The 22,922-nt window shown below is 74.5% G+C and carries 17 protein-coding genes and 1 pseudogene; 15 read left to right on the top strand and 3 right to left on the bottom strand.

Features of this window, described 5'->3' with window-relative positions; all coding sequences use genetic code 11:
* The first annotated feature begins 40 nt into the window (after positions 1 to 40).
* The 6 genes and pseudogenes from CG747_RS18125 (at position 41) to CG747_RS18100 (ending at position 6,831) form a co-directional block, all read left to right on the top strand.
* Positions 41 to 805 carry a peptidyl-tRNA hydrolase gene (locus tag CG747_RS18125; RefSeq protein WP_100602794.1) on the top strand — a complete coding sequence of 255 codons (765 nt, stop codon included), beginning with the start codon at positions 41 to 43 and terminating at the stop codon, positions 803 to 805.
* 116 nt (positions 806 to 921) lie between these two features.
* On the top strand, positions 922 to 1,575 hold the full coding sequence (locus CG747_RS18120) for a LysE family translocator (protein WP_100602793.1): 654 nt from the start codon (positions 922 to 924) through the stop codon (positions 1,573 to 1,575).
* A 111-nt stretch (positions 1,576 to 1,686) separates the two neighbouring features.
* A pseudogene (locus CG747_RS18115) lies at positions 1,687 to 3,040 on the top strand (DUF692 domain-containing protein).
* 9 nt (positions 3,041 to 3,049) lie between these two features.
* Positions 3,050 to 4,045, top strand: a complete 996-nt coding sequence (locus CG747_RS18110) for a TIGR04222 domain-containing membrane protein (RefSeq protein WP_100602792.1) — start codon at positions 3,050 to 3,052, stop codon at positions 4,043 to 4,045.
* A gap of 136 nt (positions 4,046 to 4,181) precedes the next feature.
* Positions 4,182 to 4,976, top strand: a complete 795-nt coding sequence (locus CG747_RS18105; protein ID WP_100602791.1) for a TIGR04222 domain-containing membrane protein — start codon at positions 4,182 to 4,184, stop codon at positions 4,974 to 4,976.
* Between the two features lie 145 nt (positions 4,977 to 5,121).
* The gene (locus tag CG747_RS18100; RefSeq protein ID WP_257980505.1) at positions 5,122 to 6,831 is read left to right on the top strand and encodes an alpha/beta hydrolase; all 1,710 of its coding nucleotides are present in this window, start codon (positions 5,122 to 5,124) and stop codon (positions 6,829 to 6,831) included.
* An 80-nt stretch (positions 6,832 to 6,911) separates the two neighbouring features.
* On the opposite strand, the gene hemQ is transcribed toward CG747_RS18100, so the two are convergent.
* Together hemQ and hemG are read right to left on the bottom strand one after the other, a co-directional pair.
* Positions 6,912 to 7,649, bottom strand: coding sequence for a hydrogen peroxide-dependent heme synthase (hemQ, locus tag CG747_RS18095; RefSeq protein WP_100602789.1), 738 nt, complete (start codon positions 7,647 to 7,649; stop codon positions 6,912 to 6,914).
* Between the two features lie 2 nt (positions 7,650 to 7,651).
* Positions 7,652 to 9,115 carry a protoporphyrinogen oxidase gene (hemG, locus tag CG747_RS18090; protein WP_100602788.1) on the bottom strand — a complete coding sequence of 488 codons (1,464 nt, stop codon included), beginning with the start codon at positions 9,113 to 9,115 and terminating at the stop codon, positions 7,652 to 7,654.
* A gap of 186 nt (positions 9,116 to 9,301) precedes the next feature.
* Here hemG and CG747_RS18085 point away from each other — a divergent pair, with 186 nt between their 5' ends.
* The 4 genes from CG747_RS18085 (at position 9,302) to CG747_RS18070 (ending at position 14,994) form a co-directional block, all read left to right on the top strand.
* Entirely contained in the window at positions 9,302 to 10,513 is a 1,212-nt protein-coding gene (locus tag CG747_RS18085; RefSeq protein WP_100602787.1) for a DUF4349 domain-containing protein, read from the top strand.
* Positions 10,514 to 10,622: 109 nt separating this feature from the next.
* The gene (locus CG747_RS18080; protein WP_100602786.1) at positions 10,623 to 11,831 is read left to right on the top strand and encodes a thiolase family protein; all 1,209 of its coding nucleotides are present in this window, start codon (positions 10,623 to 10,625) and stop codon (positions 11,829 to 11,831) included.
* A gap of 167 nt (positions 11,832 to 11,998) precedes the next feature.
* Positions 11,999 to 13,456 (top strand): aldehyde dehydrogenase family protein, encoded by a 1,458-nt coding sequence (locus CG747_RS18075; protein WP_100602785.1) that lies wholly within the window; start codon positions 11,999 to 12,001, stop codon positions 13,454 to 13,456.
* A gap of 143 nt (positions 13,457 to 13,599) precedes the next feature.
* On the top strand, positions 13,600 to 14,994 hold the full coding sequence (locus CG747_RS18070; RefSeq protein ID WP_100602784.1) for an FAD-dependent oxidoreductase: 1,395 nt from the start codon (positions 13,600 to 13,602) through the stop codon (positions 14,992 to 14,994).
* 82 nt (positions 14,995 to 15,076) lie between these two features.
* Here CG747_RS18070 and hemE read toward each other — a convergent pair whose 3' ends face one another.
* The gene (gene hemE / locus CG747_RS18065) at positions 15,077 to 16,144 is read right to left on the bottom strand and encodes a uroporphyrinogen decarboxylase (protein ID WP_100602783.1); all 1,068 of its coding nucleotides are present in this window, start codon (positions 16,142 to 16,144) and stop codon (positions 15,077 to 15,079) included.
* A 102-nt stretch (positions 16,145 to 16,246) separates the two neighbouring features.
* Between hemE and CG747_RS18060 the strand changes: the two genes are divergently transcribed.
* From CG747_RS18060 to CG747_RS18040, 5 genes are all read left to right on the top strand, one after another.
* The gene (locus CG747_RS18060) at positions 16,247 to 16,903 is read left to right on the top strand and encodes a DUF3000 domain-containing protein (protein ID WP_100602782.1); all 657 of its coding nucleotides are present in this window, start codon (positions 16,247 to 16,249) and stop codon (positions 16,901 to 16,903) included.
* A 272-nt stretch (positions 16,904 to 17,175) separates the two neighbouring features.
* Positions 17,176 to 17,838, top strand: a complete 663-nt coding sequence (locus CG747_RS18055; protein WP_016573641.1) for a response regulator transcription factor — start codon at positions 17,176 to 17,178, stop codon at positions 17,836 to 17,838.
* Between the two features lie 80 nt (positions 17,839 to 17,918).
* On the top strand, positions 17,919 to 19,193 hold the full coding sequence (locus tag CG747_RS18050; protein WP_100602781.1) for a ribonuclease D: 1,275 nt from the start codon (positions 17,919 to 17,921) through the stop codon (positions 19,191 to 19,193).
* A gap of 265 nt (positions 19,194 to 19,458) precedes the next feature.
* The gene (locus tag CG747_RS18045; RefSeq protein ID WP_100602780.1) at positions 19,459 to 20,679 is read left to right on the top strand and encodes an acetyl-CoA C-acyltransferase; all 1,221 of its coding nucleotides are present in this window, start codon (positions 19,459 to 19,461) and stop codon (positions 20,677 to 20,679) included.
* Between the two features lie 73 nt (positions 20,680 to 20,752).
* The gene (locus CG747_RS18040; protein ID WP_100602779.1) at positions 20,753 to 22,903 is read left to right on the top strand and encodes a 3-hydroxyacyl-CoA dehydrogenase NAD-binding domain-containing protein; all 2,151 of its coding nucleotides are present in this window, start codon (positions 20,753 to 20,755) and stop codon (positions 22,901 to 22,903) included.
* Positions 22,904 to 22,922: the final 19 nt, after the last annotated feature.

Raw genomic sequence — 22,922 nt, 5'->3', positions numbered from 1 at the left:
CCGTGCGGGATTGTCGGTGGCGGCTGGCAGACTTCCTCATGTGACCAGGACCGAGACCGCCGGCGAGCCCGGCGAGCAGAGCCGGCCCGGCCGGGCCGACGACCAGCAGCCGAGCGCCGGCGAGGAGACGCCGCCGGAGTACGTGCTGCCGCTCGTGGTGCGCGTGGAGAAGACCGCGCCGCCCGGGCGCACGGACGCGCTGGAGACCGCCGCACGGGCGGTGCTGGTGCTGCTCTCCGACGAGCGGGCCGTCGGGGCGGGCGAATGGGCCCGGGCGGTGCACGACTGGCAGGACTCCCGGATACGCAAGGTGGTGCGGCGGGCGCGCGGCGCGGAGTGGCGGCGGGCCGCGGCGCTGCCCGGCATCACGGTCACCGGCCGGGAGGCCGAGGTGCGGGTCTTCCCGCCGGTGCCGCTGGACGGCTGGCCGAAGGAGCTGGCGCGGCTCCAGGTCTCCGGGACCGAGCTGGACGAGCCGCAGGCACCCGGGGAGCCGGCGGACGGCACGCCGGTGCTGTGGCTCAATCCGGAGCTGGAGATGTCGGCGGGCAAGGCGATGGCGCAGGTCGGGCACGGGGCGCAGCTGGCGTGGTGGGCGTTGTCCGCGGCGGACCGGGACGCCTGGTGCGCGGCCGGGTTCCCACTGGCCGTGCGGACCGCGGAGCCTTCGGCGTGGGCGGCGTCGACCGGCAGCGGGCTGCCCGTGGTGCGGGACGCCGGGTTCACCGAGATCGCCCCGGGGTCGTGCACGGTGGTCGCCGACCATCCGGCGCTGCGCGGCGCGGCGCTGCCGTCGGCCCGCTGAACACCGGACCCTGAGCGCAGGATCCTGAGCACCGGCCCCCGAGCGCCGATCGCCCCTGCCGGCCGGTGCGGTCCCCGCCGGGGGTCCGGTACGGGGCGGGACGTACCGTGTGCCCCATGCTGACCTCCCTCATCGGCTTCACCGTGGTGGCCGCACTGCTGACCGTCTCCCCCGGCCCCGACTTCGCGGTGGTCCTGCGGACCGCGCTCGGTTCGGGGCGGCGCGCCGCGCTGTGCACCGCGCTGGGGATAGCCGGCGGGTGCTTCGTGTGGGGGCTGGCCGGGGCGGTGGGGCTGACCGCGATGCTGGCCGCCTCGCAGGCGGCGTACGACGCGCTGCGGGTGGCCGGTGCGCTGTATCTGGTGTGGCTCGGGGTGCAGGCGTTGCGCAGTGCCCGGCACCGGCGCGGCGCGGACGCGGCCGCGGCGGACGAACCGGCGGACGGCGGTGCGCCCGCGGTCCCGGGCGGCCCGTGGCGGGCGTTCCGCGGCGGGCTGCTGACGAACGTCCTCAATCCCAAGGTGGGCGTGGTCTACCTCTCCCTGCTGCCGCAGTTCATCCCGCACGGCGCGCCGGTGGTCGCCACGACGATGCTGCTGGTGACCGTGCACGCGGTGCTGGGCGTGCTGTGGCTGGGCGGGGTCACCCTGGCGGTGCACCGGGCGCGGGCGGTGCTGCAGCGTCCGCGGGTGCGGCGGCGGCTGGACCAGGCCACCGGCGGGGTGCTGGTGGCGCTGGGCGCGGCGGTCGGGTTCGAGGTCGCCCGCTGAGCGGACGCCCCCGCGCCGCGGCCGGTCGTACGGGCCCCGGCCCCCGGTGATCGAAGCTCAAATCAACCTCTGAACCGCACGGGTGCGCGATTGGCCCGCCCGTGCGAGGTGATGAGTACTCCGACCAGGGGAGCAGAAGGGGGAGCCGTGCGGCGCTTGGGGACAGGAATCGGCTGGCGGCCGGAGATCGCCGCGGAGATCGCCGCGCTGCCCGGCGTGGACTGGGTGGAGGTGGTCGCCGAGAACGTCTGCCCCGGCCATCTCCCGGACGCCCTGCGGGAGTTGCGGGAGCGCGGCACGACGGTGGTCCCGCACGGGGTCTCGCTCGGGCTCGGCGGCGCGGACCGGCCGGACGCCGGGCGGCTGGCGGCCCTCGCCGAGCGGGCCACCGCGCTGGACGCCCCGTTGGTCACCGAGCACCTCGCGTTCGTCCGGGCCGGCGGCCCGCTGACCGCGTCGCCGGTGCTGGAGGCCGGGCACCTGCTGCCCGTGCCGCGCACCCGGGACGCGCTCGACGTGCTGTGCGAGAACGTCCGGATCGCCCAGGAGGCGCTCCCGGTGCCGCTGGCCCTGGAGAACATCGCCGCGCTGTTCGCCTGGCCCGGCGAGGAGATGACCGAGGGGCAGTTCCTGTCCGAGCTGGTCGCGCGCACCGGGGTGCGGCTGCTCATCGACGTCGCCAACCTCCACACCAACCACGTCAACCGCGGCGAGGACCCGGCCGCGGCGCTCGACGAACTGCCGGTCGAGGCGATCGCCTACGTCCATGTCGCGGGCGGGGTCGAGCGGGACGGGGTGTGGCACGACAGCCACGCCCACCCGGTGACCCAGCCGGTCCTGGACGTCCTCGCGGAGCTGTGCGCGCGGACCGATCCGCCCGGTGTGCTGCTGGAGCGGGACGACGACTTCCCCGAGGGCGGTGCGCTGGCCGGTGAACTCGACGCGATCCGCGCCGTGGTGGAGGGGGCGCGCCATGTCCCGGCGGCCTGAGGTGCCGGCGGGGGCCGGGCTCCCGGCGGCGGACACCGGGCCGGCGCGCGAGCGGCTGGCGCTGGCGCAGGCCGCGCTGCTGTCGGCGCTGGTGGCCGGGACGCCCGCGCCGGAGGGGTTCGACCGGGCCCGGCTGCGGGTGCAGAGCCGGGCGCTGGCCGCCAAGCGGGCCTCGGTGGTCGCCAAGGTCGCGCCCGAGCTGCCGGAGATCCTCGGCGACGCCTACCGGCCGGCGTTCCTGGACTACGCCCACCACCGCCCCATGCCCGGCGGCTACCGCCAGGACGCCCTGGACTTCGCGGCGTTCCTGCTCGCCCAGGACCGCCCCGTGGACCCGGCGGCGCGGCAGCGGCTGACCCGCTGGTGGCGCGACCGGGCCGGGCCGCGGCCGCCGTCCGGGCATCCCGCGTCGCGGCTCGTCCGGGCCGCCGGCGGGCGGGCGCGGACCCTGCGGCGCGCGCTGCGGCGCAGGTGAGGCGGCGTCATGTCCTTCACGCAGTGGGTGTATGCGGGGCTCGGCCTGTCGTCGTCGGCGCTGCTCGTCGGCGCGCTGGTGGTGCGGCTGCGGACGCCGAAGGTCCGGCCTGCGGACGCGCCGACCCATGACCTCCGGGAGCTGGCGTTCCTGGCCGGCGGGCCGGGGCGGGTGGCGGACACCGCGCTCGCGGTGATGCACGAGGACGGGCGGCTGGCGGTGGGCGGGCCGGGCGTGGTGACGGTGCGGCAGCCGGTCGCGCACGATCCGGTCGAGGCGGCCGTGCTGGACGCGGTCGCCGCCACGCCGGGCGGGGCGCTGGCCACCGTTCACGGGCGGGTGATGCGCAGCCCGGCCGTGCAGGAGGTCGGTGACCGGCTGGCGGTCCGGGGGCTGCTGCGGGCCCCGCGCGCCACCCGGGGCCGGCGGCTGCTGGCCGGCCTTCAGGTGAAGGCGAGCGTCGCGCTGTTCTTCGTCGCGGTGCTCCTGTCCTTCGCCGGCGTCCGGGACGGCGGCGGCCCGTGGGCGCCGCCGGTGGCGTTCCGGGTCTTCCCGGCGGTGGCCGGCGGATTGCTGGTCGGCCTGGTGTGCCGGCGGTTGTTCAGCCGCCGGATCACCCGGGCGGGCAGGCTTGCGCTGGCCGCGGTCCGGCCCCGGGCCGTCCGGCTCGCCGATCTCCGGGACGTCGAGGCGGCCTGGCAGGTCGCCGGGCTGGCGGTGGCCCTGGGCGGTACCGCGATGCTCGCGGACGAGCTGCTGCGGGACCACTTCGTGCAGGCGAAGGGGGCGGTGGCGGCCTCGCCGTCGTCCGACGGCGGGTCCGCCGGCTTCGCCGACTCGGGCGGTTTCGGCGGGGACTCGGCGTGGTGCGGTGCGTCCTCGGACGGCGGTGGGGGTTCCGGCTGCGGCGCGTCCTCGTGCGGCAGCGGGTCGTCGTGCGGCGGGAGTTCGGGCTGCGGGGGCGGTTCCGGCTGCGGTGGTGGCGGGTGCGGCGGCGGGGACTGACGGACCGTCAGCGTGGATGGATGATCGAAATGGCAGGTCAGCGCCGGAAGTTCGACGATTCACCACCCCGACCAGGCCGTCCACATCGTGAGATGCCTTTTGGCAGCGGCGGCCGCCGTCCCGTAGAACCAGCGCCATGTGGCTCCTCTTCCTCCTGCTCGCCTGGGTTGCCGCGGTCGTCTCCTGCGTCCGCGTCTGCCGCACCGCTTTCGCCGCCGGCCAGGCCCTGCACCGCGCGGCGGACGCACCGCCGGACGCCGGACCGGCCCCCGACGGCGCCGACGGCGGCCTGACCCTGTACGAGACGGCCTACCTCTCCGGCGGCCCGCACCGACTCGCCGATGTGGTGCTCGTCCTGATGGCCCAGCAGCGCCGGCTGCACCTCGCCCACACCGGCTGGGCCACCGTCGTCGACCCGGTCGGCCAGGACCCCGTCGAGCGCGCCGCGCTCACCGCCATAGGCCCCGAGGGACAGCGCACCATACCGGCCGTACGGCGCGCGCTGTCGAGCACCGACGAGGTCCGCGGGCTGGCCGACCGGCTGGTCCGCACCGGTCTGGCGGCACCCGCCGCGGTCCGCACCGGGATCGGTTCCGCGATCCGCCAGGTGCAGGGCGCCGCCCTCGTGGTGCTGCTGGCGGCCGGCGCGGCCTACTGGATGACACCGTCCGGCGGGGCGGGGCTGCTGCCGGCGTGGTTCGCGCTCCCGCTGATCCTGACCCTCGGCACCTGGGCCATCGCCCGCGCCGACACCCCCGCAAACACCGACTGGGCCACCGAGGCCGGGGCGGCGCGGCTGCGGCACGAGCACCACGGCGGGCGGCGACGGCCGGCCCCGGCTCCGGCCGGACTGACGGGACTGGCCCTGCACGGACCCGCCGTGCTCGCCGATCCCGGTTTGCGCGCGGCGCTCCACTCTTCCGGGGCATAGCGCCCGACACCGCCGTACGGTGCTTTACTTTGCCACCAATCGGCCCAACTATCCCTTTTGTATGCCCACCATGCGGCCTCGTGCGGGCGAGCCCCACCCCGGAGCCCCCGCACCGCGCACCGCGCACCATACGAAGGGACGGCTCGTGAGAGCACTTGCGTTGTACGGCGCCCTCGGGTCGCTGGTCCTGACCGGCCTCGCCTCCCCACCGGCCGGCGGCGCCGTCCGGGACCCGGCCGCGCCGCCCGCCCCCGTCCACCCCCTCACCTTCGGCCGGTGCGCGGCGGTGGAGCACCTCCCACCCTCCGTCGAATGCGGCACCCTCACCGTCCCGCTCGACTACGCGCGCCCGAACGGCAAGAAGATCAAGCTGACGGTCAGCCGGGCCCGGGCCACCGTGCCCGGCGCGCGGCAGGGCGCCCTGGTCTTCAACCCCGGCGGCCCCGGCGCGTCCAGCATGCAGTTCCCGCTCTACGGGACGCTGCCGACCTGGCAGCGGACCGCCCGCGCCTACGACTTCGTCGGCTACGCGCCGCGCGGGGTGGGCCGCAGCGCCCCGCTGTCCTGCCAGGACGCCAAGGACTTCGCCCAGGCACCCACGGACAGCCCGCGGTACCCCAGCGAGTCCTTCAAGCGGCGGAAGGTCGCGGAGGCCAGGGCGTACGCCCACGGCTGCGCCCAACGGGCCGGCGCCGACCTGCCGTTCTACAACTCGGTCAACAACGCCCGGGACCTGGACATGCTGCGGGCGGCGCTCGGCGAGCAGAAGCTGACGTTCATGGGCGCGTCCTACGGGACGTACTTCGGGGCGGTCTACGCGACGCTGTTCCCCGGCCACGTCCGCCGGATGATCTTCGACAGCGTGGTCAACCCGGAGCCCCGGCAGATCTGGTACCGCAACAACCTCGACCAGAGCACCGCCTTCGAGCACCGCTGGAACGACTGGCTGCGCTGGGTCGCCAAACACCACGACGCCTACCACCTGGGGACCGGCAAGGAGGCCGTGCAGCACGCCTACGACACCGCCCTGCAACGGGTGCGGCGCACACCGGTCAACGGGAAGATCGGGCCCGGACAGCTCCAGGCGGCCTTCCTCAAGACCGGCTACAACGACGCGTTCTGGCCGATGCGGGCGGAGGCGCTGTCGAAGTTCGTGCACGGCGACGCCAAACCGTTGATCGCCCAGGCGCTGCCTTCCGGGGACGGCAAGGCCGAGGAGAACGCCAACGCCGTCTACACCGCCGTCGAGTGCAACGACGCCGCCTGGCCGCGCGACTGGCGCATCTGGGACCGGGACAACACCGCCCTCGCCCGCACCGCGCCGTTCGAGACCTGGGACAACGTCTGGATGAACCTGCCGTGCGCCTTCTGGCCGGACCGCCGGGAGTCGGCGGCGGACGGCGTCGAGAAGGCGATCCGCACCGCCACCGGCCGGGCCGCCAAGGGCTCCGCGGACGGCGGCGGCCTGTTCACCGCCTACCAGCAGGCGGCCAACGCCGAACTGGACGACGCACTGCGCGGCCCGCACGGCCCGCTCAACATCCGCACCGAGCCCGGCGCGCTGCCGCCGGTGCTGCTGCTGGCCGCCGAACGGGACGCCGCCACCCCGTACCCGGGCGCGCTGGAGCTCCAGCGGCGGCTGGCCGGCTCGTCGCTGGTCACCGAGCGGGGCGCGGGCACCCACGGCATCGCACTCAGCGACAACGCCTGTGTGAACTCCTACGTCGAGGCGTACCTGCTGCGCGGAAAGGTCCCCGGGCACCGGGTGTACTGCGGCCCGCGGGCCGAGCCGGTGCCGGGCCAGTCGCTCCGGCGGGCCCGGCAGACGCCGATCACTCCGGTGAAGGGGAAGTAGCCGCCCCGGCACCCGCACGACGCACGGGCCGTCCCTCCGCGGGGCGGCCCGTCCGTCTGCGTACCGGCGTGTCCGGCAGGTCAGGCCAGACCGGCGACCAGCTCGGCGACCGGCTTGCGGCGACCGGTGTAGAAGGGGATCTCCTCGCGGACGTGGCGCCGCGCCTCGGAGGCGCGCAGGTGGCGCATCAGGTCCACGATGCGGTGCAGCTCGTCGGCCTCGAAGGCGAGGATCCACTCGTAGTCGCCGAGGGAGAACGACGCGACGGTGTTGGCGCGGACGTCGGGGAAGCCGCGGGCCATCTTGCCGTGGTCGGCGAGCATCCGGCGGCGGTCCTCGTCGGGGAGGAGGTACCAGTCGTAGGAGCGCACGAACGGGTAGACGCTCACGTAGTCGCGGGCGTGCTCGTCGGCCAGGAAGGCCGGGATGTGCGACTTGTTGAACTCGGCGGGGCGGTGCAGCGCCATGTTCGACCAGACGGGCTCCAGCGCGCGGCCCAGGCGGGTGCGGCGGAAGCGGTTGTACGCCTCCTGGAGGTCGTCGGAGTTCTCCGAGTGCCACCAGATCATCACGTCGGCGTCGGCGCGCAGACCGGAGAGGTCGTAGGTGCCGCGGACCACCACGTCCTTGGCGGCGAGCTGGGCGAACAGCTCCTCGACCTCGTCGGCGTAGCCGGACCGGTCCTCGGGCAGGACGTCGCGCAGCTTGAAGACCGACCAGAGGGTGTAGCGGATGACCTCGTTGAGGTCCTTGGCCTTCTTGCCGGCGTTGGGAGTCTTTGCGGAGTCGGGGGTGGAAGCGTCTGTCATGTCGTCCATTCTCACTCGCCGCCGGCGGAGCCCGCCGCCAGGGTCCCGAGGACCTCGTCGGCGGCCCGGCGCGCGGAGCCGATGCACGCGGGGATGCCGACGCCGTCGTAGAGCGCGCCGCAGACCCGCAGCGGTCCCGGCAGGTCCGCGACCGCGGCCCGGATCCGCGCCATCCGCTCCACGTGGCCGACGGCGTACTGCGGCAGCCCGCCGTCCCAGCGGGTGACCGCGGAGGCCACCGGCCGGGCGGTCAGGCCGACCGCCTCGCCGAGGTCCGCGAGGGAGAGCCCGACCAGTTCGCCGTCGTCGCGCCGGAGGTCGGCCTCGTCGCCGTGGCGGCCGAGGGAGGTGCGCAGCACGAAGAGGTCCGGGTCGGCCTCGGCGATCCAGTTCCACTTGTGGCTGGCGAAGGTCGACGCCTTGATCCGGTGGCCGTCGACCGGCGGAACGAGGAATCCGCTGCCGCTGGGGACGGTGGCCAGGTCCGCGCGCCGGAAGGCCATGGTGACCAGCGCCATCGAGGCGTACTCGACGGCGGCCAGCTCGTCGGCGGCGACCGGGCAGTCGGCGCGCAGCAGGCGTTCCGCGGCCGCCGCGGGCGCGGCCATGACCACCGCGTCGGCGGTGAACGTGCGGTCGCCGGCCAGGACCCGCCAGCCGTCCGCGGCGGTCCGGTGCAGTTCGCGCACCGGCGTGCGCAGCAGGATCTCGCCACCGGACCGGCGCACCGCATCGGCGACCGCGCCCGGCAGCGTCCCGATGCCGCCGGCGATGCCCATGAAGACCGAGGTGGGGCCGGTCGCGGCCGGGCCCTCCGGGACGGCGGCCGCGGCGCGCTCCTGGATGCCCCGTACGCCCTCGATCAGTGAACCGCCGCGCCGCGCCGCCTCGAACAGCTGCGGGACCGCGGCGCGCATCGAGATGCGGTACGCGTCGCCCGCGTAGACCCCGCCGAGCAGCGGTTCGACGAGCCGGTCGACGACCTCCCGGCCGAGCCGGGCCGCGACGTACTCGCCGACCCCGACGTCGGTGCCGGCCTCGGTCGTCGGCAGCGTCCGGTCCGCCTCGATCCGCGCCAGGCCCTCGGGGGAGAGCACGCCGGAGGCGGCGAGCGGCCCCAGGTCGCCGGGGACACCCATCACATGCCCCTTGGGCATGGGGCGCAGCGCACCGCGGGTCCACAGCGAGGCGGTGGCGGTGCCGGGTGGCTGGAGGCGGTCGCCCAGGCCCACGGCCCGCGCCAGCTCCACCGCCTCCGGCCGCCTGGCCAGCATCGACTCGGCGCCGAAATCGACCGGTACGCCGGCGATCTCGCCGGCCAGCAGCTTGCCGCCCAGCCGCTCCGACGCCTCCAGCAGGGTCACCCGGGCCCCGCCCGCCAGCAGCCGGTGCGCGGCGGTCAGCCCCGCGATACCGCCACCGACGACCACGACATGACCGGCCGCCCGGCCCGTACCGCTGTGCGCTGTGCTCATGCCCTCCACTCTCTCAGAGCCCCTCCGGCGCCCCCGCGTCCGGGCCGTGACCTCTTCGAGACCCCGGAACGGCAACCCCCGCCCGGGCCGCCCCGTCGAACCGGCGTCACGATCCGGCCACTTGGCCGGGCCGCCCGGATACCGCGCGGCCCGGCGGCCGACGACGCGGAAGGGGAACAGTCTGTGATGTGGGGATCACGGGGGCGGCGGGGGGCCGCGGCGGCGGCGCTGCTGCTGGCGGTGGCGCCGGCGGTCGCCGGGTGCGGCGCAGCGGGCGCCCGGCACAGCGCCGCGGTGGACGCGGCAGGGCCCGGGGAGGCGGCGGTGGCACCCCGGCAGCGGGCCGGCGGCCAGGAGGGTTCGACGGCCCGGACTCCGGGCGGCGGTGCCCGGACCGGCACGCCGCTGAAGGCGGCGCGGTCGCAGATCGTCCGCACCGCCACGCTGACCGTGCAGACCACCGACGTGGCCGGGGCGCTCACCAGGGCGCGCAGTGCCGTCGAGAACGCGGGAGGCTATCCGTCCGACGAGACCACGGACCGGGACCCCGACGGCCGGGACCGCTCGAAGGTCGTGCTGCGGGTGCCGCCGGAGCACTACGACGCGCTGCTGGCGCGGCTGTCCGGGCTGGGCAAGGTCCTCTCCCGCGAGGTGTCCGCCACGGACGTCACCGACCAGGTGGTGGACGTCGACAGCCGGGTGAAGTCCCAGCGGGCGAGCGTCGAGCGGATCCGGGCGCTGATGGACCGCGCGACGTCGATCAGCGACATCACCGCCCTGGAGTCCGAACTGGGCACCCGGGAGGCGGACCTGGAGTCCCTGGAGTCCCAACTCGCGTCCCTGAAGGACCGCACCGGGACGGCCACCGTGACCCTGCTGCTGCGGCAGCCCGGCGCCACCCCGGACCCGAAGCCGGACGACGGCACCTCCTTCGGGGACGCGCTGGCCGACGCCTGGCACGCCTTCACGGCGGCGGTGCGCTGGGTGCTGGTGGCGCTCGCCGCGGCGCTGCCGTTCGCGGCCGCGGCGGCGGCCCTGTACGCGCTGTGGCGGGCGATCCGCGGCCGGGCGGTGATCCGCCCGGCCGGCCGGCGCCGGCTCAAGGGGACGGCCGCGGACACCGGCCCCGTGGAACCGGCCGGGACGGAACCGGCCGACGGCGCACCGGCCGACAAGGAAGCGACCGGCGCGGAACGGACCGAAGCGGATCCGACCGGGACGGACCGGACCACCGCGGACCCGACGGCCACGGACTCCGGCGCCAAGGACTCCGCCGCGACGGAGTCGGGCGTGCCGGAACCGGGCACGACGGATCCGAGCGCCGTGGAACCGCCCGCCGCGGCCGATGCGCCCAAGGCGCCCGGCGCGTCCGGTGAAGGTGGCCGGGCGCCCCGTTGACACCGGGCGGTACCGGGCAAAGACTCGGGTCGGCGGGTGGCGATCTTCGTACCGCCCGGCCGCCGAGCCGGTATCGCGAGGACAGCGAAGACAGCGAGGACACAGCCTGATGACCGAGCCACACGTACGGGACTCCGTGCGGGACGTCTACATCGTCGACGCGGTACGGACACCGGTCGGCAAATACGGCGGCGCACTGGCCGCGGTGCGCCCCGACGACCTCGCCGCCCATGTGCTGCGCGCCCTGGTGGCCCGCACCCCGGAACTCGATCCGGCGCGGATCGACGACGTCTACTTCGGCGACGCCAACGGCGCGGGCGAGGACAACCGCAACGTGGCGCGGATGGCGGTGCTGCTGGCGGGGCTGCCGGTCAGTGTCCCCGGGGTGACCGTCAACCGGCTGTGCGGTTCCGGGCTGGAGGCGGTCATCCAGGCGGCCCGCGCCGTCGCGCACGGCGACGCGGAGATCGCGGTGGCCGGCGGCGTGGAGTCGATGAGCCGGGCGCCGTACGTGCTGCGCAAGCCGGACCGGGCCTTCCCCGCCGGGCATCAGGAGATGTTCTCCTCGACGCTGGGCTGGCGGATGGTCAATCCGCGGATGGCGCCGCAGTGGACGGTGTCGCTGGGCGAGGGCGCCGAGCTGATCGCCGACAAGCACGGCATCACCCGGGAACAGCAGGACGTCTTCGCGCTGGCCAGCCACCAGAAGGCGGTCCGGGCCTGGGCGGCCGGCGCCTACGACGCGGAGGTCGTGCCGCTGCCGGGCGTGGACCTCACCCGTGACGAAACGATTCGGGAGAACTCCTCCCTGGAGGCGCTCTCCAAGCTGAAGCCGGTCTTCCGCACCGAGGGAGGCACCGTCACCGCCGGCAACTCCTCCCCGCTGAACGACGGCGCCGCCGCGCTGCTGCTGGTCAGCGAGGAGGGGCTGCGGGCCACCGGGCGGGAGCCGCTGGCCCGCATCCGGTCGAGCGCGGTGACCGGCATCGAGCCGCAGCTGTTCGGGCTCGGCCCGGTCGAGGCGGTCCGGCGGGCGCTGGAGCGGGCCGGGCGGAGCTTCGGCGACCTGGCGGTCTGCGAGTTGAACGAGGCGTTCGCGGCCCAGGCGCTCGGCTGCGTCGCCCAGTGGCCGGAACTCGACCCCACCGCGGTCAACCCACGCGGCGGCGCCCTCTCCATCGGGCACCCGCTGGGCGCCTCCGGGGCCCGGCTCGCCGGCGCGGTGGCCCACCAGCTCGCCGCACAGGGCTCGGGCACCGGGCTGGCGGCGCTGTGCATCGGCGTGGGACAGGGGTTGGCGATGGTGCTGGAGCGCTAGGCCGTTACGCGAGGGGCGACCCGGCCGTGATCCACCGGGCCGCCCCTCGGCGGGCGTCCGACCGGCCGGCGGTCCGACCGGGATCGCCGACCTACCGGCGCGCGCCACCTCCATGGGGCAGACTCGTCCACCCATCAACTGTCCCCGTTCTTCCGGAGGTTGGCGCGATGTCCCTGCTCGAACCCAACGACTGGCTCGCCCTGCGCGGCGGTCCGGCCGAGGCGGTGGAGCCCGCGACGGGCGAGGGACTGGCGGCGCTGACGCTCGCCGCGCCGGCCGACGTCGCGGACGCCGCGGCCGGGGCCGCCGAGGCGCAGCGGGACTGGGCGCGTCGGCCGTACGCCGAACGGGCCGCGGTACTGCGCCGGGCCGGCGACCTCGTCCACCGGCACGCCGCGGAGATCGGCGCGTGGATAGTGCGGGAGGCCGGCAGCGTCCGGGGCAAGGCCGAGTTCGAGATCCGTACCGCGGCCGAGGAGTGCTACGAGGCCGCCGCGCTCGCCCACCGCCCGCTCGGCCAGGTGCTGCCCTCAGGTGCGCCGCGCCTGTCGTACACCACCCGGGTGCCGGCCGGAGTGGTCGGCGTGATCGCACCGTTCAACGTCCCGCTGGTGCTCGCGATCCGGTCCGTCGCACCGGCCCTGGCGCTGGGCAACGCCGTGCTGCTCAAGCCGGACCCGCGGACCGCGGTGTGCGGCGGGCACGTCCTGGCCGCGGTCTTCGCCGAGGCCGGTCTGCCGGCGGGGCTGCTGCACGTCCTGCCCGGTGGCGCGGACGCCGGGCGGGCGCTGGTCGAGGACCCGCGGGTGCGGGTGGTCTCCTTCACCGGCTCGACCGCGGCCGGCCGCAGCGTCGGCGCGCTGGCCGCGCGGCACCTCAAGCGGGCCCACCTGGAACTGGGCGGCAACAGCGCCTTCCTGGTGCTGGCCGACGCCGACCTGGACGCCGCGATGTCCACCGCCGCCTGGGCGTCGTTCTTCCACCAGGGCCAGGTGTGCATGACGGCGGGCCGGCACCTCGTCCACGCCTCGCTCTACGACGAGTACGTGGCGCGGCTGGCGGCGAAGGCCGACGCGCTGACCGTCGGGGACCCGTTCCGCGAGCAGGTGCACCTCGGTCCGGTCATCGACCGCGGGCAGCTCGGCAAGATCGACGCGCTGGTCCGGGAGAGCGCCGCGGCGGGCGTGCGGATCGCCGCCGGCGGCACCCACCGGGAGCTGTTCTACCGGCCGACGGTCCTCGCCGACGCGGGCCCGGACGCCACCGGGCCGGGTTCGGTGGGCGCCTCCCCCGCGTACGGCCAGGAGGTCTTCGGCCCGGTGGCCCCGGTCCGCGCCTTCCGGACCCTGGACGAGGCGGTGGCGCTGGCCAACGAGTCCTCCTACGGGCTGGCGCTGGGCATCGTCACCCGTGACGCGGCCCGCGCGCTGGACCTGGCCGACCGGATCCCCACCGGCCTGCTGCACATCAACGACCAGACCGTCAACGACGAGCCGGTGGCGGCGTTCGGCGGACTGGCCGACTCCGGGACCGGCTCGCGCTTCGGCGGCGAGGCCAACCTCGACGCGTTCACCGAGACCCGCTGGACGACCGTGCGCGCCACCCCGGCCGGCTACCCCTTCTGACCGACGCCCGATACGGGCCCCGCAACGCATCGAAACGGTCGGAACCGGGCAGTACTGAGCCGCAACCGAGGGACCCGCGAACCCGCGGGACTCCCCGAACACGAACGCGAACACGAACACGAACACGACGAGAGGACGCGGGGATGGCGGCGCCGGAGCGGCTGGTGGTCATCGGCGGGGACGCGGCGGGGATGTCCGCCGCGTCACAGGCCCGTCGGCACAAGGGGCCGGACGCGTTGGCCATCACGGCCTTCGAGCGCGGCCACTTCACCTCGTACTCCGCCTGCGGCATCCCGTACTGGGTGGGCGGACAGGTGGACGGACCGGACGCGCTGATCGCCCGGACGCCGGAGGAGCACCGGGCCCGGGACATCGACCTGCGGCTGCGCACCGAGGTCACCGAGATCGACCTGGACCGGGGCCGGGTGCGCAGCCGGGACCTGGAGGACGGCGGCCGGGAGGCGTGGACCGGCTTCGACAAGCTGGTGGTGGCGACCGGGGCGCGCCCGCTGCGCCCGCCGCTGCCGGGGATCGACGCACCGGGCGTGTACGGGGTGCAGACCCTGGACGACGGGCAGGCGCTGCTGTACGGGCTGAAGGGGGCGTCGGGCCGGCGGGCGGTGGTCATCGGCGCCGGGTACATCGGCGTGGAGATGGCCGAGGCACTGGTCCACCGCGGCTACCAGGTCACGGTCCTGGAGCAGGGCGCGCAACCGATGTCCACCCTCGACCCGGACATGGGCGCGCTGGTGCGCACCGCGATGTGCGGGATGGGTGTCGAGGTGGTGACCGGCGCGCGGGTCACCGGCGTGCTGACCGACACGGCGGACGGCCGGGCCCGCGCGGTGGTCACGGACGACGCCGAATACCCGGCGGACGTGGTGGTGCTGGGGCTGGGCGTCCGCCCGGAGACCGCCCTGGCCGAGGCGGCCGGGCTGCCGCTGGGCACCTCCGGGGGCCTGCGCACCGACCTGGCGCTGCGGGTGTCCGGCCAGGAGCACGTCTGGGCGGGCGGGGACTGCATCGAGGTGCGCGACCTGATCACCGGGGAGCACCGGCACATCGCGCTGGGCACCCACGCCAACAAGCACGGCCAGGTGATCGGCGCCAATGTGGCCGGCGGCTACGCGACCTTCCCGGGGGTCGTCGGCACGGCCGTCAGCAAGGTCTGCGATCTGGAGATCGCCCGCACCGGGCTGCTGGAGCGCCAGGCCCGCGCGGCGGGGCTGCGGTTCGTCACCGTCACCATCGAGTCGACCAGCCGCGCCGGCTACTACCCCGGCGCCCGCCCGATGCACGTGAAGATGCTCGCCGAGCGGCGTACGGGGCGGCTGCTGGGGGTGCAGATCGTCGGCCGGGAGGGCGCGGGGAAGCGGGTGGACATCGCCGCGGTGGCGCTCACCGCGGGGATGACGGTGGAGCAGATGACCGCCCTGGACCTGGGGTACGCCCCGCCGTTCTCGCCGGTCTGGGACCCGGTCCTGGTGGCGGCCCGCAAGGCGGACGCGGCGGTGCGAGCGGCCGGGAGCACGACCTAGCTAGGGCGCGTCCGCCGGCCGGGAAGGGACCAGGAGCGGGGGCGGGCCCGCCCCTTGCAGAGCCGGCCCTCCCCCGTCCCGCTCAGCGCGCGGTCTGCGTGTGGACGTACTCGACGAGGCGGGTCAGCGCGTCCGGGTCGGTGTCGGGCAGCACGCCGTGGCCGAGGTTGAAGACGTGGCCTTCCAGGCCGGCGGCGGCGTCGAGGACCTCACGGGCCTTGGTCTCGACGGCCTCACGGGGGGCGAAGAGCACGGCCGGGTCGATGTTGCCCTGGAGCGCCTTGCCGGGGCCGACCCGGCGGGCCGCCTCGTCCAGCGGGATCCGCCAGTCGACGCCGACCACGTCCGCGCCGGCCTCGCCCATCAGGCCGAGGAGTTCGCCGGTGCCGACGCCGAAGTGGATCCGCGGGACGCCGTAGGAGGCGACCGCGTCGAAGACCTTGGCGGAGGCGGGCATCACCGAGCGCCGGTAGTCGGCCGGGGAGAGCGCGCCGACCCAGGAGTCGAAGAGCTGGATCGCGCTGGCGCCGGCCTCGATCTGGACCTTGAGGAAGGCGGCGGTGATGTCCGCGAGCCGGTCGAGCAGGTCGGCCCACAGCTGCGGGTCGCCGTACATCAGGGCCTTGGTGTGCTCGTGGTTGCGGGACGGGCCGCCCTCGACGAGGTAGCTGGCGAGCGTGAACGGGGCGCCGGCGAAGCCGATGAGCGGGGTGGCGCCCAGCTCGCGGGTGAGCAGGCCGATGGCCTCGGTGACGTAGGAGACGTCGCCGGGCTCCAGCGGGCGCAGCCGCTCCAGGTCGGCGCGGCTGCGGATGGGGTTCTCGACGACCGGGCCGATACCGGGCTTGATGTCGAGGTCGACGCCGATGGCCTTCAGGGGCACCACGATGTCGCTGAAGTAGATGGCGGCGTCCACGCCGTGCCGGCGCACCGGCTGCAGCGTGATCTCGGTGACCAGCTCGGGCCGCATGCAGGAGTCGAGCATCGCGATGCCCTCGCGGACCTTGCGGTACTCGGGGAGCGAGCGCCCGGCCTGGCGCATGAACCACACCGGCGTGTGCGGCACCGGCTCGCGCCGGCACGCCCTGAGAAAGGCCGAGTCGTACGTCGCGGTCTGCTGCTGGCCCGTAAGGGCATCGTTGGCGCTCACGCGGCAAATCTTCGCATGCGCCCGTCGGCACCTCCGAATGGGCGACGCGCGCACCGGGTGTCCTCCCCATATGTACGCCGTCTTCCGCCTACCCTTCCGGGCATGGCTGCGGCTCAAGAACACCTCGCGGACAGCGCGGACGAGACCCCGATCCCCTTCCGTCAGGCGGTCGAGGCGCTCCGCGCGGCACGGCTGCGGCCGGAGATCGAGACCGACCCGACACCTGCACCCAAACGCCTCGCCCCGTACGCCTACGCGCTGGAGGCCGCGGTGGTCGAGCGCGGGGCGGGGCCGGACGGCGAGGACCGGGACCTGGCGGACGGGCGGCTGGTGGTGCTGCACCAGCCGGCCGGCGACGAGACCTGGCAGGGCACGTTCCGGGTGGTGACGCTGGCCCGCGCGGAACTGGAGCCGGAGATGGGCGCCGACCCGCTGCTGCCCGAGGTGTCGTGGTCCTGGCTGACCGGTGCGCTGGAGGCACGCGGGGTGCACTACGGCGCGCCGAGCGGGACGGTCACCCGGGCCGGGTCGTACTACTTCGGCGGGCTCGCGGCGCGGGAGCCGGCGACCCAGATCGAGATCCGGGCGTCGTGGACGCCGGCCGAGGGGCCGGGCGGGGTGCCGGACCTCGCGGCCCATCTGTCGGCGTGGTGCGATCTGCTGTGCCAGGTGGCGGGGCTGCCGCCGGCCCCGCTCGACCCGGTGCCGCGCGGCGGAGTGGTGGCGCTGCCGCAGCGCCGCGGTCCACAGGCCCGCTGAGGGGCTTACACGACGGCGAGGTGCCGCGCGTCCGGGATGTCCGGAAGCGCGGCATCTCGCCGTTTCCGTACGCCTGTGATCACCTCGATGTGCACTCCATGCTCACCTTGATCGCTCACGCATCCGATTTGCCCGAATTGCCCCTAACTAAATCGTGATCAAAGTCTAAAGTCCCGCCGGATTGCTGCCGAAGAGGTCAGTGACCCTTCAAACACGGATCATTCCGGCTTTCCCCAGTCGGCTTCCGTCCCCGCCACTCCCCAGGAGGCCCGGTGTCAGTTCTCCTTGAGCAACCTTCGAGCCTGGTCGCCTACCGCCCGAACAAGCCGACCGCCATGGTCGTCGTGGCCGACCCCCGCGTCCGCTCCACCGTCACCCGCCACCTGTGGGCCCTCGGCGTGCGGGACGTGATCGAGGCGTCGTCCATCGCGGAGGCCCGTCCCCGCGTCGGCAACCCGCGCGACATCTGCGTGGCCGACGTCCACCTGCCCGACGGCTCCGGCCTCACCCTGCTGTCCGAGACCCGGGCGGCCGGCTGGCCCAACGGCCTCGCACTCTCCGCCGCCGACGACATCGGCGCCGTCCGCAACGCCCTCGCCGGCGGCGTCAAGGGCTACGTCGTCACCGGCACCCGCACCAACCTCGGCCTGCCGGGCCGGCCGGGCGCCGCGCCGATCGGCGCCAACGCGGCCCGGATGCAGCGCCGCCCGCCGGGCGCCCCGGGCCACCCCGGTGGCTACCGCGAGCTGTCGGGGCGCGAGGTGGAGGTGTTGCGGCTGGTGGCGGAGGGTCAGTCCAACAAGGCCATCGGCGTCTCGATGGGACTGTCCGCGCTCACCGTGAAGAGCCACCTCGCCCGGATCGCGCGCAAGCTCGGCACCGGCGATCGGGCCGGGATGGTGGCGGTCGCGCTGCGCACCGGCATCATCCACTGAACCCCGCTTCCTGACCCGTCCCGCCCGTCGAGGGAACATTCCCCCGACGGGCGACGTGCATACACAGATACCCTTGACTGGTGACCGACGCCCAAAAGACCGCAGCAGACACGACACTGCGAGCACCCGGAGAATCGCCTCCGGATTCCCGACCGGCGCCGGTACCCCTACTGGAACCCCGCGAGGGCATCCCCCCGGTGACCGCCGCCGGCGAGGCGCTCACCGAGGTCGTCGCCGCCTTCGCGGCCGGCCGAGGCCCGGTCGCCGTGGACGCCGAGCGCGCCTCGGGCTACCGCTACGGCCAGCGCGCCTACCTCGTCCAGCTGCGCCGTGAGGGTGCCGGCAGCGTGTTGATCGACCCGGTCGGCTGTCCCGACCTCGCCACGCTCGGTGGCGCGATCTGCGACGCCGAGTGGGTGCTGCACGCCGCGACCCAGGACCTGCCCTGTCTGCGCGACATAGGGATGGTCCCCACCAAGCTGTTCGACACCGAGCTGGCCGGGCGGCTGGCCGGCTTCGCCCGGGTCGGCCTGGGCGCCATGGTCGAGAACGTCCTCGGCTACGCCCTGGAGAAGGGGCACTCCGCCGTCGACTGGTCCACCCGCCCGCTGCCCGAGCCGTGGCTGCGCTACGCCGCGCTCGACGTCGAGCTGCTGGTGGATCTGCGCGACGCGCTGGAGGAGGAACTGGACCGGCAGGGCAAGCTGGAGTGGGCCCGGCAGGAGTTCGCGGCCATCGCCGCCGCTCCCCCGGCGCCGCCCCGCAAGGACCCCTGGCGCCGGACGTCCGGGATGCACAAGGTGCGCCGGCGCCGGCAGATGGCGGTCGTCCGGGAGCTGTGGACGCTGCGCGACCAGGTCGCCCAGCGGCGCGACGTCTCGCCCGGCAAGGTGCTCGGCGACGCCGCGATCATCGAGGCCGCGCTCCAACTCCCGCCCAACGTCCACGCGCTGGCCGCGCTGCCCGGGTTCGGGCACCGGATGGGCCGGCGTCAGCTGGAGCAGTGGCAGACCGCCGTCGACCAGGCCCGGGGGCTGCCGGACAGCGAACTGCCGCAGCCCGGCCAGCAGCTCAACGGCCCGCCGCCGCCCCGCTCGTGGGCCGACAAGGACCCGGCCGCCGCGGCCCGGCTGTCGGCCGCCCGCACGGCGGTGACCGCCCTCGCCGAGCAGTTGAACCTCCCGCAGGAGAACCTCATCACCCCGGACACCGTGCGCCGGCTGTGCTGGGAGCCGCCGGCCGGCCCGACCCCGGAGACGGTCGCCGAGGCCCTGTCCGCACACGGCGCCCGCCCCTGGCAGATCGAGCTGGTCGCACCGCTCCTGACCGAGACCCTGGTGGCCAACGGCTCCTGACCGGGCCCGGTCCGACGCCACCGAGGGCCCCGGCCGCGCATCCCCCGCGCGGCCGGGGCCCTTTTGCGTGCGCCGGGTCCCCCGGCTTCCTCCCGGCTCCCCGGGCCCTTCGCGCCGGCGGGTTCCGGCCACCGGGCGGTGTGACGTTCGCCGCTCCGGGCGAGGGGGGTGTGCAGCTTGGTTACCCGTAAGTAGCATGGGCGTGTGACGCGTCCTCCGGGGCGCGCCCGCAGCAGTGCCATCCCGCACCTGGAGGAGAGCCAACGTGCCTCGTACCGCTAGGGACGTCGTCTTCGTCGACGGCGTCCGCACCCCGTTCGGCAAGGCGGGCCCGAAGGGCATCTACCACGAGACCCGCGCCGACGACATGGTCGTCAAGTGCATCCGGGAGCTGCTGCGCCGCAACCCGGACCTGGACCCGGCCCGGATCGACGAGGTCGTCCTCGCCGCCACCACCCAGATCGGCGACCAGGGCCTGACCCTGGGCCGCACCGCCGCCATCCTGGCGGGGCTGCCGCAGTCCGTGCCCGGTTTCTCCGTCGACCGGATGTGTGCCGGTGCGATGACCGCGGTGACCAGCGTCGCCGGCGGGGTGGCCTTCGGTGCGTACGACATCGCCGTGGCCGGCGGTGTCGAGCACATGGGCCGGCACCCGATGGGCGAGGGCGTGGACCCCAACCCGCGCTTCGTGTCGGAGAAGCTGGTCGACCAGTCGGCCCTCTTCATGGGCATGACGGCGGAGAACCTCCACGACCGGCTGCCGCACATCACCAAGCAGCGCGCCGACGAGTACGCGGTGCGCAGCCAGGAGAAGGCCGCCAAGGCGTACGCCGACGGCAAGATCCAGGCCGACCTGGTGCCGATCTCGGTCCGCCGCACCAACGCCGAGGCCGGCGAGACCGGCTGGGGCCTGGCCACCACCGACGAGCCGATGCGTCCGGGCACGACGCTGGCGAACCTCGCCGGGCTGAAGACCCCGTTCCGTCCGCACGGCCGGGTGACCGCGGGCAACGCCGCCGGCCTCAACGACGGCGCCACCGCCTCGCTGGTCGCCGCCGAGGACGTGGCGCGCGAGCTGGGCCTGCCGGTCAAGATGCGCCTCGTGGACTACGCCTTCGCGGGTGTCGAGCCCGAGGTCATGGGCATCGGCCCGGTCCCGGCGACCGAGAAGGCGCTGGCCAAGGCCGGTCTGACGATCGATGACATCGGTCTGTTCGAGATCAACGAGGCGTTCGCCGTCCAGGTGCTCTCGCTGCTCGACCACTACGGCATCGCCGACGACGACCCGCGGGTCAACCAGTACGGCGGCGCGATCGCCTTCGGCCACCCGCTGGCGTCGTCCGGTGTGCGTCTGATGACGCAGCTGGCGCGGCAGTTCGAGGAGCAGCCGCAGGTCCGCTACGGCATCACCACCATGTGCGTCGGCTTCGGCATGGGCGGCACCGTTATCTGGGAGAACCCGCACTTCGAGGGGGCAGGCAAGTGAGCGAGCGCAGCGAGCGAACTACGGAGAGGTGCGCACCGTGCGCATGCACGGCCGAGCGAAGCGAGGACAAGGCATGAGCACCACCGCTGAGCTGTTGAAGGGTGCGGCCGAGCTGTTCCCCGACGAGGTCGTGACGCAGGCGCACGTGCGCCACCTCGACCTCCCCAAGGGCGCGGGCCGGTTCGCGCTCATCACGCTGGACAACGGCCTGGACCACACCAAGCCGACGACCTTCGGGCCGCAGTCGCTGGCGAACCTCAACGTCGCGATCGACCAGGTCGAGAAGGAGGCCGCGGACGGCGCGATCGTCGCCGCGGGCATCACCGGCAAGCCGTTCATCTTCGCCGTGGGCGCCGACCTCAAGGGCGTCGAGCTGCTCAAGCGCCACGAGGACGCGCTGGCCATCGGCAAGGGCGGCCACGACGTCTTCAAGCGGCTGTCGTCGCTGGCCGTGCCGACCTTCGCGTACTACAACGGCGCCGCGATGGGCGGCGGTGTCGAGGTCGGTCTGCACTGCACCTACCGCACCGTCTCCAAGGCGCTGCCGGCCTTCTCGCTCCCCGAGGTCTTCCTCGGCCTGGTCCCCGGCTGGGGCGGCTGCGCGCTGCTGCCGAACCTCATCGGCGCGGACCGCGCGGTGAGCGTGATCATCAAGAACTCGCTCAACCAGAACAAGCAGCTCAAGGGCAAGCAGGTCTTCGAGCTCGGCATCGCGGACGCGCTCTTCGAGGGCGCGGACTTCCTGGAGCAGTCGCTGATCTGGACCGCTTCGGTGCTGACCGGCGAGACCGAGGTCGTACGGGCCGAGGTCGACCGCGGTGAGGCGTGGGACGCCGCCGTGGCACGCGGCAAGGCCATCGCCGACAGCAAGGTGCACGGTGCGGCCCCCGCCGCCTACCGCGCGCTGGACATCATCGCGGCCGCCAAGAACGCGGGCTCCGCCCGCGAGGGCTTCGACGCCGAGACGCTGTTCGATCTCGAAAACGTGGCCCTCGCCGACCTGATCATGGGCGGCGAACTGCGGTCCGGCATCTACTCGTTCAACCTGGTGCAGAAGCGCGCCAAGCGGCCCGCCGGCGCGCCGGACAAGTCGCTGGCCCGCCCCGTCACCAAGGTCGGCGTGGTCGGCGCGGGCCTGATGGCCTCCCAGCTGGCGCTGCTGTTCGCCCGCCGCCTGGAGGTCCCGGTCGTCCTCACGGACATCGACCAGGCGCGGATCGACAAGGGCGTGGCGTACGTCCACGGCGAGATCGACAAGCTGCTGCTCCAGGGCCGGGTCAACCAGGACAAGGCGAACCGCCTCAAGGGCCTGGTCTCCGGCCACCTCGACAAGGCCGCCGCGTTCGGCGACGCGGACTTCGTCATCGAGGCCGTCTTCGAGGAGATGGGCGTCAAGCAGCAGGTGTTCGCGGAGGTCGAGGCGGTGGTGCCGGAGCACGCCATCCTCGCCACCAACACCTCCTCCCTCTCGGTCACCGAGATGGCCGCGAAGCTCAAGCACCCCGAGCGGGTCGTGGGCTTCCACTTCTTCAACCCGGTCGCGATCCTGCCGCTGCTGGAGATCGTCCGCGCCGAGAAGACCGACGACGCGTCGCTGGCCACCGCCTTCGCGGTCGCCAAGTCGCTGAAGAAGACGGCCGTGCTGGTGAAGGACGCCCCGGCGTTCGTCGTCAACCGCATCCTGACCCGCTTCATGGGCGAGATCCAGAACGTCATCGACGAGGGCACCCCGGTCGCCGTCGCCGAGAAGGCGGTCGAGCCGCTCGGTCTGCCGATGTCGCCGCTCGTCCTCCTGGAGCTGGTCGGCCCGGCGATCGGCCTGCACGTCTCCGAGACGCTGCACGGCGCCTTCCCGGAGCGCTTCACGGTCTCCCCCAACCTCAAGGCGGTCGTCGAGGCCGGCAAGCGCGGCTTCTACGTCTACGACAGCGGCAAGCCGGAGCTGGACCCGGAGGTCGCCGCGCTGCTCAAGCAGGGCGACTCGGTGCTGACCGAGGAGCAGGTCCGCGACCGGGTGCTGGACGCCGTGGCGCAGGAGATCGGCCTGATGCTGGACGAGGGCGTGGTCGCCGAGGCGCAGGACATCGACCTGTGCCTGATCACCGGCGCCGGCTGGCCCTTCCACCTGGGCGGCATCACGCCGTACCTGGACCGCGAGGGCGTCTCCGAGCGGGTGACCGGCAAGAAGTTCCTGGCCCCGGGTATCGCGAGCGTGCCCGTCTAAGGGCCCGTAGCGGACGGCA

Origin of the sequence: Streptomyces sp. CB02959 (assembly GCF_002803155.1) — a bacterium.
Taxonomy (GTDB): domain Bacteria; phylum Actinomycetota; class Actinomycetes; order Streptomycetales; family Streptomycetaceae; genus Streptomyces.
This window is presented reverse-complemented; position numbering and strand designations above follow the sequence as displayed.

Bases quoted from the DNA above. Each gene is read 5' to 3' on its own strand.
- hemG (WP_100602788.1), bottom strand. From the start codon at position 9,115: ATGAGCACAGCGCACAGCGGTACGGGCCGGGCGGCCGGTCATGTCGTG.
- CG747_RS18110 (WP_100602792.1), top strand. From the start codon at position 3,050: ATGTCCTTCACGCAGTGGGTGTATGCGGGGCTCGGCCTGTCGTCGTCG.
- CG747_RS18070 (WP_100602784.1), top strand. From the start codon at position 13,600: ATGGCGGCGCCGGAGCGGCTGGTGGTCATCGGCGGGGACGCGGCGGGG.
- CG747_RS18060 (WP_100602782.1), top strand. From the start codon at position 16,247: ATGGCTGCGGCTCAAGAACACCTCGCGGACAGCGCGGACGAGACCCCG.
- CG747_RS18105 (WP_100602791.1), top strand. From the start codon at position 4,182: ATGTGGCTCCTCTTCCTCCTGCTCGCCTGGGTTGCCGCGGTCGTCTCC.
- CG747_RS18120 (WP_100602793.1), top strand. From the start codon at position 922: ATGCTGACCTCCCTCATCGGCTTCACCGTGGTGGCCGCACTGCTGACC.
- hemQ (WP_100602789.1), bottom strand. From the start codon at position 7,649: ATGGACGACATGACAGACGCTTCCACCCCCGACTCCGCAAAGACTCCC.
- CG747_RS18075 (WP_100602785.1), top strand. From the start codon at position 11,999: ATGTCCCTGCTCGAACCCAACGACTGGCTCGCCCTGCGCGGCGGTCCG.
- CG747_RS18040 (WP_100602779.1), top strand. From the start codon at position 20,753: ATGAGCACCACCGCTGAGCTGTTGAAGGGTGCGGCCGAGCTGTTCCCC.
- CG747_RS18080 (WP_100602786.1), top strand. From the start codon at position 10,623: ATGACCGAGCCACACGTACGGGACTCCGTGCGGGACGTCTACATCGTC.
- CG747_RS18085 (WP_100602787.1), top strand. From the start codon at position 9,302: ATGTGGGGATCACGGGGGCGGCGGGGGGCCGCGGCGGCGGCGCTGCTG.